8 protein-coding genes are annotated in these 13,057 nt (G+C 54.4%); 1 reads left to right on the forward strand and 7 read right to left on the reverse strand.

The window, feature by feature from the left end; all coding sequences use genetic code 11:
• Nucleotides 1–35: 35 nt before the first annotated feature.
• The gene (kefC, locus tag DD606_RS00355) at nt 36–1,901 is read right to left on the reverse strand and encodes a glutathione-regulated potassium-efflux system protein KefC (RefSeq protein ID WP_003856433.1); all 1,866 of its coding nucleotides are present in this window, start codon (nt 1,899–1,901) and stop codon (nt 36–38) included.
• The gene (gene kefF / locus DD606_RS00360; protein WP_003856435.1) at nt 1,894–2,424 is read right to left on the reverse strand and encodes a glutathione-regulated potassium-efflux system oxidoreductase KefF; all 531 of its coding nucleotides are present in this window, start codon (nt 2,422–2,424) and stop codon (nt 1,894–1,896) included. The genes kefC and kefF overlap by 8 nt, the downstream gene beginning before the upstream one ends.
• Before the next feature lie 374 nt (nt 2,425–2,798).
• On the opposite strand from kefF, the gene DD606_RS00365 reads away from it, so the two are divergent.
• Nucleotides 2,799–5,810 (forward strand): autotransporter outer membrane beta-barrel domain-containing protein, encoded by a 3,012-nt coding sequence (locus DD606_RS00365; RefSeq protein WP_080461308.1) that lies wholly within the window; start codon nt 2,799–2,801, stop codon nt 5,808–5,810.
• Nucleotides 5,811–5,858: 48 nt separating this feature from the next.
• Here the strand turns inward: DD606_RS00365 and DD606_RS00370 are convergent, their stop codons facing one another.
• The 5 genes from DD606_RS00370 to ispH all read right to left on the reverse strand — a co-directional run bounded on the left by DD606_RS00370 (nt 5,859) and on the right by ispH (nt 13,056).
• Entirely contained in the window at nt 5,859–6,092 is a 234-nt protein-coding gene (locus DD606_RS00370) for a YgdI/YgdR family lipoprotein (protein ID WP_003856439.1), read from the reverse strand.
• 140 nt (nt 6,093–6,232) lie between these two features.
• On the reverse strand, nt 6,233–9,457 hold the full coding sequence (gene carB / locus DD606_RS00375; RefSeq protein ID WP_023315370.1) for a carbamoyl-phosphate synthase large subunit: 3,225 nt from the start codon (nt 9,455–9,457) through the stop codon (nt 6,233–6,235).
• Between the two features lie 18 nt (nt 9,458–9,475).
• The gene (carA, locus tag DD606_RS00380) at nt 9,476–10,624 is read right to left on the reverse strand and encodes a glutamine-hydrolyzing carbamoyl-phosphate synthase small subunit (protein ID WP_032608475.1); all 1,149 of its coding nucleotides are present in this window, start codon (nt 10,622–10,624) and stop codon (nt 9,476–9,478) included.
• Nucleotides 10,625–11,078: 454 nt separating this feature from the next.
• Entirely contained in the window at nt 11,079–11,900 is an 822-nt protein-coding gene (dapB, locus tag DD606_RS00385) for a 4-hydroxy-tetrahydrodipicolinate reductase (protein WP_109948595.1), read from the reverse strand.
• A 205-nt stretch (nt 11,901–12,105) separates the two neighbouring features.
• On the reverse strand, nt 12,106–13,056 hold the full coding sequence (gene ispH, locus DD606_RS00390; protein WP_003856448.1) for a 4-hydroxy-3-methylbut-2-enyl diphosphate reductase: 951 nt from the start codon (nt 13,054–13,056) through the stop codon (nt 12,106–12,108).
• Nucleotide 13,057 lies beyond the last annotated feature (1 nt).

Raw genomic sequence — 13,057 nt, forward strand, 5'->3', positions numbered from 1 at the left:
ATTAGAAATTTTTTAATATTGCTGGCAACTCCACTTCACGCAGAGGGTTTACTCTCCGGTTCATCCTCAGGATCACCGGTATGCTTGCCCTCTTCCGTTCCTTGCCAGCCGTGGCGCTGAACCAGCGACAGGTGATTACGATCCTCGTTGATGATCTCCGTCAGCATGGTGCTGGTGCGTTTAAACACCGCAGCGCGTTCGGTTGCCGTACTGCTCGCCATCGCCACCATCTCTTCCACCATCTCATGGTTAAAACGGCGGAATAAATCGGCACGCTCACGCGCTTCATACGCGCCAAGTCCCAGGCTTTCCAGCGCCATGCGGCCAGATTTGAGCGCCCCTTCGAAGGTTTCACGTTCAGGGGCTGCCACACCCGCCTGACGGAGCTGGATGTAATGATCCACATCGCGCGCACGAGAGATAATGGTCAGATGCGGAAAATGCTCTTTGACCAGCTCAACCATCTGCATACTGGTCTCTGGATCGTCGATGGCGTTAATCAGCACCTCGGCCTTCGCCGCGCCGGCGGATTCCAGCAGATCAACCCGGGTCGCATCACCGTAAAATACTTTCATATCGAATTTACGCAGCGTATCCACATGGTCAGGATCGTGATCGAGGATAACCATTTTGACTCCGCTGGAGAGCAGTAAACGGCCGGTAATCTGCCCGAAGCGGCCAAATCCGGCGATGATCACCCGCGGCTGCTCCTCGTCGATCTCATCGGCTTCTCGTTCCTGTTCGCTTCCCGTTTTTTCCAGACGCGTCAGCAACACCAGCAGGATCGGCGTTGCGGCCATCGACAGCGCAACCGCCAGCGTCAGCGCTTTTGCCCATTCCGGATCGAGTACATTTGCCATCTGCGCTGCGCCAAAGACCACGAAAGCAAACTCACTCCCCTGCCCCAGCAGCACGGCAAACCAGCGACGCTGCGGTTTTGGCACGTTTAACGGGCGGGCGATCAGCCACAGCATCGCCATTTTAATGACCAGGAAACCCACCAGCAGAATGATGATGCGCAGCGGATGGGTCACCAGCGTCCCGAAGTCGATAGACATCCCGACGCCGATGAAAAACAGCCCCAGCAGCAATCCTTTAAACGGCTCGATATCGCTTTCCAGCGCGTGACGGTATTCGGAGCTAGCCAGTAAGACCCCCGCGAGGAAGGCGCCCATTGCCATCGACAGCCCGGCCTCTTCAAGCAGCAATCCAAAACCAAACACCAGGAATAACGCAACGGCGCTGAATACTTCGCGCAGGCCAGAGCGAGCAACAAAGCGCAGCAGCGGACGCGTTACGTAGCGACCAAGCAGAACAACCAGCGCCAGCGCACCAACAACCTTCAGCGCTGATAAGGCAAATGCCCCCAGCGTCGTTGATGCGCCGCTGGTTGCCAGCAGCGGGATCATCGCCACCAGCGGGATGGCAGCAATATCCTGGAACAACAGTACGGAGAAGGTGCTGCGCCCCATTTGCGACACCGTCAGGTTACGCTCGTTCATAGCCTGCATGGCAATAGCCGTCGAGGAGAGCGCCAGCGTCATGCCGATCAACTCCGCGACTTTCCACTCCATCCCGAGCAGAATGCAGAACCCGCCCAACAGCAGACCGCAGGCCAGCATTTGCAGAGCGCCTCCGCCAAACACCGAGGCGCGCAGTTTCCACAGCCGCTGCGGATCCAACTCCAGGCCAATCACGAACAGCATAAGCACCACGCCGATCTCCGCAAAATGCAGGATCGACTCGGCATCCGTCACCAGCCGAAAACCCCAGGGGCCAATTACACACCCGGCAATCAGATAGCCGAGCACCGAGCCCAGCCCCAGACGAACCGCCACGGGCACAATTAATGCCGCCGCGCCAAGATAAATCAGCGCCTGTATCAGCGTATGGCTATCCATTGTGCGTCTCCTGCCACTCAAGTAAGCGTTGTTTGTAGTGACGAGCCTGCGCCTGCAAGGTTTCATCGTCGCAGACAAAGGTACAGTGCATCGCAAAAGGCGGAAGCCAGTTCAGACCGCAGTAAAGGGCAGTAGCCTGGAGCGGCTGCGCCAGCACGTCAAATCCGGGGAAGGCGCCAATCTCAAAATGGCTTTCCCCCCCGCCGGTGGTAACAGCCCACATCAGGCTTTTGCCATGAAGCGCGTTGCCGTTGTGTCCGTATGCCCAACCGTGGGAGAAAACTTTGTCGATCCACAATTTCAGCAGCGGAGGGGTGCTGTACCACTGCATCGGATGCTGCCAGACGATCAGATCGGCACGAGAGAGCGCCTCCTGTTCGGCGGCGACATCGATATTAAAATCAGGATAGAGTTGATAGAGGGAACGTATCTCTACGTTTTCGAGCGTCCTTGCCTGCTCAAGCATCCGCTTATTCGCATGCGAATGCTGCGGATAGGGGTGCGCATAAATTATCAGAACCATGAATATGCCTGTCTTCTGCTTTTCTTGTAGCAATGAGTGTAGACAGTTCCCCCCCCAACTGAAAGAGGCTAACGACCGCTTCAAAGTAAATCGCAAGGATTGGCAACCTTTGTCGCCATACAAACGCGACTGACGCGAAAGAAGGAGCACCACGCTAGCGACGAATTAACCCTGCAAAATGATTATGCAGACTCATATTTTTAACGAATATTTTTAGATTATCTTAAGTCATATTTTAATAAATCAACCTGTACATAACTCATTGAAAAAATAATAATTTTATGCTTTTTTGTTTTGAGCTCAACCTTAAAGATAGTCAATATACGTTTTACACACGTTATCTGATGTTCCTTCTCACTCAAATGGATGTGTACATGAGCAAAAAATTCTTCAAATTAAATAATACAACCAAAACTCTAGGGAAGATATTTCCTGCTTTGTTGATATGCACCCCCGCGGTTGCATTTTCTGCAATCATTGATCAATCAACCTCAGTCCCTCAAGATTTTTCAGCCGATGCTGAATATGTTATTAATAAAGACGTGACGATATCCTCCGCGGGTAGTGAAGCGGCGGTGTCTGTCACTGGGTTTACTACCACTACTACCACTAATTATGGCAATATTTCTGGCACGGGAAATGGCCTGGATATTAATACTGGTGAACAGCGCATTTTAATTAATAACGACATCGGTGCAACCATTTCCTCCACCACCGCGAATGCTGTTAATATTCAGTCAATGCTCGGTGATTTTAATAACAGTGGAAATATTATCGGTGCGGAAAATGGCATGTTTGTCGGCGAAAACTCTTCCGCAGTAAACATTATCAATACCAGCACCGGAATGATAAAAGGAAAAACGGGTCTAAGTACTCGGTATGGTATTGGCATTAATAACAGTGGCGCAATTATCGGTACAAATGGTGATGCTATTACGGCAACTAATGGCAACACCAAGCTTACTAACAGTGCCCTTGTGCAGGGAACCGAGAACGGTATCAATGTAAAAGATACTGCAAAATTGGATATCAAGAATAGCGGAACGATTAGTGGTAATACAGCCGCTATTATTTTTGCCAGCAATAAAAATAACACGCTGGTGCTTGATACGGGTTCCGTCCTTGTCGGTGACGTTATTTCCACCAATTCCACGGGAAACACCCTCACTCTGATCGGCACCGGTACAGAAGACAGCAATTTTGTGGGTCTGAATGAAGGGGACGGTTTTGCCAGCGTCACAATGAACGGCGAAAACTGGGCGCTGTCGGGCGATATTGACATTATTGGCTCTGGCGACTCCTTGCTGATAGACAAGGGCGCGTTAACCCTGGCGGGCGAAGTATCCAACACCGGTAATACGCGGGTGGCCAAAGACGCCTCGCTGCAACTGGGCGATGGCGAAAAAACTGCGATGCTCAGCGGTGGGATCACCAACAACGGTACCGTCATTTTCAATCAGGGTAGCGATTTCACTTTCGCCACCGACATGACCGGTAGCGGTAACGTCGAAAAAGTAGACTCCAACACCCTGACCCTGACGGGCAAAAATAGCTACACAGGGGATACGGTTCTGCACGGCGGCACCACGCTGGTCTCCACCGGCGCAACGCTCGGCGTCAAGGGCAGTAACGCCACTGTTACCGTTGAAAATGGCGCGACCTTTGCCACCGCAGGCGAAGTGAACAACAACATCGCAGTTCTTAGCGGCGGTACGCTGGCGGCATGGAATGCCGTCCAGGGTAACTCCACGCTCAGCGCTTCCGACGTCGATACCATCAACGGTAACGTGACTAATGGTGGTACGCTGTTACTCAGTGCGGCTGATAATAGCGTTGGCAATAATTTTACGATTAATGGCGACTACACCGGCTCTGACGGTAGCCAGATTGTGATGAACAGCACCCTGGGTGAAGATAATTCACCAACTGACCACCTCACTATTACGGGCAGCAGCTTCGGTCAGTCCGGCGTCAGCATTACCAACATTGGCGGCGCAGGCGCGCAAACCATTAACGGTATGGAAATTGTCAGCATCGGCGGCAGTTCCGAAGCCCAACTGACGCTGGCAAAACCGGTCGTCGCAGGCGCCTGGGAATATAACCTCTACCAGCACAGTGACGGCAACTGGTATCTGGAATCAAAGGCGACGCCTTCTGATGATCCTTCTGACGACACCGATGACGGTGGCAATACCGATGATGGCGGCAACACCGATAACGGCGGCAACACCGATAACGGCGGCAACACCGATAACGGCGGTAATACCGATAACGGCGGTAACACCGATAACGGCGGTAACACTGACAACGGCGGCAACACCGATAACGGCGGTAACACCGACAACGGTGGTAACACCGACAACGGTGGTAACACCGACAACGGCGGTAACACTGACAACGGCGGCAACACCGACAACGGCGGTAGCACTGACAACGGCGGTAACAATGCGCCGGAAGTCATGGCGCCTGAAGTGGGTGCTTACTTAGGCAACTACCTTGCCGCACAGGGCATGTTCCTGCATAAACGTGACGATCGCGACCAGATCACCTTCCGCAATGAAGACGACCTGAACACCTGGATGTACGTTAAGGGTCGCTATCACGAGAACGATGCGGGTGGCGATAAAGTCAGCTATGACACCACCACGACCGTACTGCAAGTCGGCAGCGATTTCATGAGCAAGCCAATGGATAACGGTATCCTGCGTGCTGGCGGGATGTTCGGTGCAGGCCAGGCGAAGACCCACTCTGATGCGAAGCACAACGTGCGTGACGCACAGGGTAAGGTTGATGGTTTCAATGTTGGGCTTTACGCCACCTGGCAGGAAGATCAGAAATTACGTCTGGGCAGCTACGTTGATACCTGGGCCGCATACAGCTGGTACAACAACAAAGTCACCAGCAACCGCAACGACGAAGACTACGATAGCGAAGGTTTCGCCGCGTCTGTTGAAGTCGGCCACGCGTGGGTTATCCAGTCAGAAAATGAACGTACCTGGAAGATCGAGCCGCAGGCGCAGGTGATCTACAGCTATCTCGATCAGGAAAATCATACCGATCGCGACGGCGTACGCGTCACTACCCTGGACAACGACAGCGTCTTTGGTCGTCTCGGCGTTAAAGCAAGCTACTTCCAGCAGAAGGACGTCAAGGCCTGGCAGCCGTACGTCGCGGTTAACTGGTTGAAAGGTGCTGGTCAAAACGATCTGGCATTCAACGACGAGACCGTCAGCAACGATACGCCGGAAGATCGTGGTCAGTTAGAGCTGGGCGTAACCGGCAACCTGAACGAAACCACGACAATCTCCCTGCGAGCCAGCGGCGAATGGGGTGAAAACAGCTATGCCGCATACGGCGGTCATATTTTGTTAAACCATCGGTGGTAATCGATCATTCTGAAGCAAAAAAGCAGTGGCATGTGCCACTGCTTTTTTTTAGTTATCCAGCTCACCCATTGATTTAACCTGGTCGCGGTTAATCTGTTCAGTTTGACCGGTTTCGGCGTTTTTGTACGATACCAGACCGGTATCGTCATCCACCTGCGGTTTCCCGTCAGTAACAATCGTTTTGCCATCGGTGGTTTTTACGGCCTGATTGGACGAACAGCCCGCCACGGTGAACATTGCGGTGGCAGCCAGAACGGAAGCGATCAGTAATTTATTTTGCATGGTGTATTCCCCTGCTCTCAGTTGAATTTTCGTTATCGACCTAACTATTTTAGGCTAACTGACTGAAAGCGGATGAAAAACCAGAAGGTTCTTAAGATGGGAAAATTGCCCGGTAACCGAACGGTACCGGGCAATGGGGGTTACTTGCTAATCTGCGCGTGCATTTCCTGCACCGAAATCACCTTCTCGGTGGCATCCGCATTCAGCGCCATCGCTGTTGCGAAACCGCCGTTCAGGGTGGTGTCGTAGTGCACTTTGTATTGCAGCGCGCTGCGGCGAATCAGCTTGGAGTCTTCAATCGCCTGGCGTCCTGCGGTGGTGTTGATGATGTAGGTATATTCGCCATTCTTGATACGATCCTGAATGTGCGGACGACCTTCATGCACTTTGTTCACCAGACGCGGGTTGATACCCGCTTCACCCAACACAATCGCCGTACCGTGAGTGGCGTCCAGCTCGAAGCCCTGTTTCAGCAGCTTGGCGGCCAGGTCAACCACGCGCTCTTTATCGCCTTCGCGAACGGAGAGCAGCGCACGGCCAGATTTTCTCATGGTGGAGCTACTGCCCAGCTGCGCTTTCGCAAACGCTTCTGCGAAGGTGCGGCCCACGCCCATTACTTCCCCGGTAGAGCGCATCTCTGGCCCTAACAGCGGGTCAACGCCCGGGAATTTGTTGAACGGCAGCACCACCTCTTTCACCGAGTAGTACGGCGGGATGATTTCTTTCGTGACGCCCTGCTGAGCCAGCGTCTGGCCAGCCATCACGCGCGCCGCCACTTTCGCCAGCGGAATACCGGTCGCTTTAGAGACAAACGGTACGGTACGCGCCGCACGCGGGTTGACTTCAATCAGATAGACTTCGTTGTCTTTTACCGCGAACTGAACGTTCATCAGGCCGCGAACCTGAAGCTCGAAGGCCAGCTTCTGCACCTGCTGGCGCATCACGTCCTGAATCTCCTGGCTCAGGGTGTACGCTGGCAGAGAACAGGCGGAGTCACCCGAGTGCACGCCCGCCTGCTCGATGTGCTCCATGATGCCGCCAATCAGCACCATTTCGCCGTCGCAGATGGCATCCACGTCGACTTCAACCGCGTCGTCGAGGAAGCGGTCGAGCAGCACTGGCGCATCGTTGGAAACGCTCACCGCCGTCTGGAAGTAGCGACGCAGGTCCGCTTCGTCGTAGACGATTTCCATCGCGCGGCCGCCCAGTACGTAGGATGGACGCACCACCAGCGGGTAGCCGATCTCTTTCGCTTTCTCAACGGCCATTTCAATCGCGGTCACGGTGGCGTTCGCCGGCTGTTTCAGCTTGAGACGGTCAACCGCCTGCTGGAAACGCTCGCGGTCTTCCGCACGGTCAATCGCATCCGGGCTGGTGCCGATAACCGGTACACCTGCTGCTTCCAGCGCGCGCGCCAGCTTCAGCGGAGTCTGGCCGCCGTACTGCACGATCACGCCTTTTGGCTTCTCGATGCGCACGATTTCCAGCACGTCCTCCAGGGTAACCGGCTCGAAGTAGAGGCGGTCGGAGGTATCGTAGTCGGTCGAGACGGTTTCCGGGTTACAGTTGACCATGATGGTCTCGTAACCGTCTTCGCGCAGCGCCAGAGAGGCGTGTACGCAGCAGTAGTCAAACTCGATGCCCTGGCCGATACGGTTTGGACCGCCGCCCAGCACCATAATCTTGTCGCGGTCGACGGACGGGTTCGCTTCGCACTCGTCTTCATAGGTGGAGTACATGTACGCGGTATCGGTCGAGAACTCTGCCGCACAGGTGTCCACGCGCTTGTAAACCGGATGCAGGTCATACTGGTCGCGCAGCTTGCGGATCTCCGCTTCGCGCACGCCCGCCAGTTTAGCCAGACGCGCATCGGCGAAGCCTTTACGCTTCAGCATACGCAGGAAGTCAGCGTCCAGGCCGTTGATGCCCAGCTCCGCCACTTTCTCTTCCAGACGCACCAGCTCTTCAATCTGCACCAGGAACCAGCGGTCAATGTTAGTCAGGTTAAATACACCGTCGACGGACAGGCCCGCGCGGAAGGCATCGGCGATGTACCAGATACGCTCTGCGCCCGCGTCTTTCAGCTCACGGCGGATTTTGGTCAGCGCTTCCGGGTCGTCCAGGCTGACTTTCGGGTCAAAGCCGGTCGCGCCCACTTCCAGGCCACGCAGCGCTTTTTGCAGGGATTCCTGCTGCGTGCGGCCAATCGCCATGACTTCACCAACAGATTTCATCTGGGTGGTCAGACGGTCGTTGGCGCCGGCGAATTTCTCGAAGTTAAAGCGAGGAATTTTAGTCACAACGTAGTCGATGGACGGTTCGAAGGACGCAGGGGTGCGGCCACCGGTGATGTCGTTCATCAGCTCGTCAAGGGTGTAACCCACCGCCAGTTTCGCCGCCACCTTCGCAATCGGGAAGCCGGTGGCTTTGGAGGCCAGCGCGGAGGAACGGGACACGCGCGGGTTCATTTCGATAACAATCAGACGGCCGGTTTTCGGGTTCACCGAGAACTGCACGTTAGAGCCGCCGGTTTCCACGCCGATTTCACGCAGTACCGCCATCGAGGCGTTACGCATGATTTGGTACTCTTTGTCGGTCAGCGTCTGAGCTGGCGCAACGGTGATAGAGTCGCCGGTGTGGATCCCCATCGCGTCAAAGTTTTCGATGGAGCAGACGATGATGCAGTTGTCGTTTTTATCACGCACCACTTCCATCTCGTACTCTTTCCAGCCAATCAGCGATTCATCAATCAGCAGCTCTTTGGTTGGGGAGAGATCCAGGCCGCGCTCACAAATCTCTTCAAACTCTTCGCGGTTGTAGGCAATGCCGCCGCCGGTGCCGCCCATGGTGAACGATGGACGGATGATGCACGGATAGCCCACTTCAGCCGCAACGGCCAGCGCTTCTTCCATATTGTGCGCGATACCGGAACGCGCGGTATCAAGGCCAATTTTTTTCATTGCCACGTCGAAGCGGCGACGGTCTTCTGCTTTATCAATCGCGTCGGCGGTCGCACCGATCATGGTCACGCCGAACTCTTCCAGCACGCCCTGACGCTCCAGCTCCAGCGCACAGTTCAGCGCCGTCTGGCCGCCCATGGTCGGCAGCACCGCGTCCGGACGCTCTTTCTCGATAATTTTGCGTACCACTTCCCAGTGAATCGGCTCGATGTAGGTCGCATCCGCCATTTCCGGGTCGGTCATGATGGTCGCCGGGTTAGAGTTCACAAGAATGACGCGGTAACCCTCTTCACGCAGGGCTTTACACGCCTGCGCGCCAGAGTAGTCAAATTCACAGGCCTGGCCGATGACAATCGGGCCAGCGCCAAGGATCAGGATGCTTTTTATGTCTGTACGTTTTGGCATGGTCTTCTCAGCTCCTGATTATTTAGCGATCTTACGGTATTGCTCAATAAGTTCGATGAAGTGATCGAACAGCGGTGCGGCATCGTGTGGGCCCGGGCTGGCTTCAGGGTGGCCCTGGAAGCTGAACGCAGGCTTATCGGTACGATGGATACCCTGCAAGGTACCATCGAACAGTGATTTGTGCGTCACGCGCAGGTTAGCTGGCATCGTCGCTTCATCCACAGCGAAGCCGTGGTTCTGCGCGGTGATCATCACCGTGTTGTTGTCGATATCTTTCACCGGGTGGTTACCACCGTGGTGGCCGAACTTCATCTTGACGGTGTTCGCTCCGCTCGCCAGCGCCAGCAGCTGATGGCCGAGACAGATGCCGAATACCGGGATATCGGTTTCAAGGAAGGACTTGATGGCGTCGATAGCGTAGTCGCACGGCGCCGGGTCGCCAGGACCGTTAGAGAGGAAGATGCCGTCCGGGTTCATCTTCAGAACATCTTCCGCAGACGTTTGTGCCGGGACGACCGTCAGGCGGCAGCCACGGTCAACCAGCATACGCAGGATGTTGCGCTTGGCGCCAAAATCGTAGGCCACCACGTGGAACGGCAGCTCGCTTTCCGGTTTCGCTTCCGGCAGGTCGCCTTCCAGCGTCCAGCTACCCTGCGTCCAGCTGTAGGCTTCCGCCGTGGTCACTTCTTTCGCCAGGTCCATACCGTTCAGACCCGGGAAGGCTTTCGCTTTTTCCAGCGCCAGCGTCGCATCGAGGTTATCCCCTGCGATGATACAACCGTTTTGTGCGCCCTTCTCGCGCAGCAGACGCGTCAGCTTACGGGTATCGATATCGGCAATCGCCACAATGTTATGGCGCTTCAGGTAAGAAGAGAGGTCTTCGGTGTTGCGGAAGTTGCTGGCAATCAGCGGCAGGTCGCGAATGACCAGGCCTTGCGCATGTACCTGAGAGGATTCTTCGTCAGCCGCATTGGTGCCGACATTGCCGATATGAGGATAAGTAAGAGTAACGATTTGGCGAGAATAGGAAGGATCAGTGAGGATTTCTTGATAACCGGTCATTGAAGTATTGAAAACGACTTCCCCAACCGCCGAACCCGTTGCCCCTATGGCCCGACCGATAAACTGGGTTCCGTCTTCCAGAACCAATAGCGCTGACTTAATCAAAACACCCTCCAGAGAATATTCACTCACTTTATTTGCATATTAATTCATAACCATATCATGGATCAATGCAAATGTGTTGCCAGCGGATTTTTGGCAAACGGCGGCATTCTGGGGATTTGCCATGTAAAAGTCAACTTAAAACGGGAGTTTTGTTTATTCTTTTGCAAGCCTGGCATCTGGAATGGGATTTAATGGGCAAAAAGATCAGGTAAATCATTCCGGAAAACGCTTGCGCGGCAGGTTTGTTAGAATTTTAGGGAGGCGGGTGACAAAAAGTGGACCAGATGGTCAAAATTTACATATATTTCACAGAAAAATGGCACATCAATAAGCTTTATACCGCCTAAGCATTATTTTTTATCTAAAACGGATAAAATAAGAGGGCAATAAATTATTGCCCCATGCAATCAAGTAATTACGACTGCAATAACCACATCACGATGGGTAATATCGCTTACAAATTATTGAGATCAAGCACATCTCGCATATCAAAAAGACCCTTTTCCTTCGCGTTAAGCCACAAAGCGGCGCGAACTGCACCATTCGCAAACGTCATGCGGCTTGACGCTTTGTGGGTAATCTCAACACGTTCGCCAATATCGGCGAACATCGCCGTATGTTCACCGACGATATCGCCTGCACGAACGGTTGCGAAACCAATTGTCCCGGGCACGCGTTCGCCGGTATGTCCTTCACGGGTATAGACCGCGCACTCTTTTAAATCTTTATCAAGTGCATGAGCAATCGCTTCGCCCATCGCCAGCGCCGTGCCTGATGGAGCATCAACTTTATAGCGGTGGTGTGCTTCAACAATCTCAATGTCGGTATAATTGCCCATCACCTTCGCTGCCTTTTCCAGCAGTTTCAGCATGACGTTAACGCCGACGCTAAAGTTCGCAGCGAAGACAATCGCAATGTCGGTGGCTGCGTCCTGAATGGCCTGTTTACCGGCATCATCGAAACCAGTGGTACCAATCACCATCCCTTTACCGTGCTGACGGCAAAACGCCAGATGAGCCAGCGTGCCTTCCGGACGGGTAAAGTCGATGAACACATCAAAGTCTTCTTTCACTGCCTCAAGGCTGCTCTGTACGGTTACGCCTGTCTTGCCCGCGCCCGCCAGTTCGCCTGCATCGGCTCCCAGCAGGGATGAACCCTCACGCTCCAGCGCCGCGCCGAGTGCCACGCCATCCATCTGTAGTGCCGCCTGAATCAGCTGGTGACCCATACGTCCACCCGCGCCCGCAATAGCAACGCGGATCTGTGCATCATGCATAGTTATTCTCTTACGTTAAAATGATGTAAACCGTTTTCAGATTAACCAGCCTTGGCAAAGCCTGCCAACTGAAAACACCGATAATTAGAATTTAACGTGAAACCGACTTAAATATCAGTAAAAGACATGATTTTGTCGTCACGATAAAGTTTGGGGCAAAAAAAAGGCCAGCACAGGAGGTGCTGGCCTTTCATCAGATAAAGAACTATTCCACTTCTCGCGCGTCAATACGCAACTCTTTCGGCACTTCAAAGACAATGTTCTCTTCGCGGCCTTCCAGCGGCACCGCTTCGCCACCGCCCAGCTCTTGCAGGCGGGCAATGACGTTCTGCACCAGAATATCCGGCGCTGAAGCGCCTGCGGTAACACCGACGCAGACCGCGTTTTTCACCCACGCTTCCTGAATGTCCGTTGCGTCGTCGATTAAAAACGCCGCTTTCCCCATACGCTGCGCCAGTTCGGCCAGACGGTTAGAGTTAGAGGAGTTTTTCGAGCCGACCACCAGCACCACGTCCGCCTGTTCAGCCAGCGCGCGCACGGCTTCCTGACGGTTGGTGGTTGCGTAGCAGATATCATCTTTGCGCGGCCCGACGATTTTCGGGAAGCGCTGGCGCAGGGCGTCAATCACGTCTGAGGTGTCGTCCACGGAAAGCGTCGTCTGGGTCATAAACGACAGTCGGGCTTCGTTTTTCACATTCAGCGTAAAGACGTCTTCCGGTGACTCAACCAGATACATGCCCCCTTCCGGGTTGCTGTACTGGCCCATGGTGCCTTCCACTTCCGGGTGACCGGCGTGACCAATCAGAATTGACTCTTCACCGCGACGGCTGGCGCGCGCCACTTCCATATGCACTTTGGTCACCAGCGGACAGGTGGCATCGAAAACGGTCAGATCGCGGTTTTTCGCCTCGTTGCGTACCGCCTGCGAGACGCCGTGCGCGGAGAAGATGAGAATTGCGCCGTCCGGCACTTCGCTGATCTGCTCGATAAAAATCGCACCGCGCTCGCGCAGGCTGTCGACCACGTAGCGGTTGTGCACCACTTCGTGACGCACGTAAATCGGCGCGCCGTAAATCTCCAGCGCGTTTTCAACAATGCTGATAGCGCGGTCTACACCGGCGCAAAAACCGCGCGGGTTAGCCAACAGGATCTGCATT

It is taken from the genome of Enterobacter cloacae complex sp. GF14B (assembly GCF_004136805.1).
GTDB lineage: Bacteria > Pseudomonadota > Gammaproteobacteria > Enterobacterales > Enterobacteriaceae > Enterobacter > Enterobacter hormaechei_C.

Bases quoted from the DNA above. Each gene is read 5' to 3' on its own strand.
- kefC (WP_003856433.1), bottom strand. From the start codon at position 1,901: ATGGATAGCCATACGCTGATACAGGCGCTGATTTATCTTGGCGCGGCG.
- kefF (WP_003856435.1), bottom strand. From the start codon at position 2,424: ATGGTTCTGATAATTTATGCGCACCCCTATCCGCAGCATTCGCATGCG.
- DD606_RS00365 (WP_080461308.1), top strand. From the start codon at position 2,799: ATGAGCAAAAAATTCTTCAAATTAAATAATACAACCAAAACTCTAGGG.
- DD606_RS00370 (WP_003856439.1), bottom strand. From the start codon at position 6,092: ATGCAAAATAAATTACTGATCGCTTCCGTTCTGGCTGCCACCGCAATG.
- carB (WP_023315370.1), bottom strand. From the start codon at position 9,457: ATGCCAAAACGTACAGACATAAAAAGCATCCTGATCCTTGGCGCTGGC.
- dapB (WP_109948595.1), bottom strand. From the start codon at position 11,900: ATGCATGATGCACAGATCCGCGTTGCTATTGCGGGCGCGGGTGGACGT.
- ispH (WP_003856448.1), bottom strand. From the start codon at position 13,056: ATGCAGATCCTGTTGGCTAACCCGCGCGGTTTTTGCGCCGGTGTAGAC.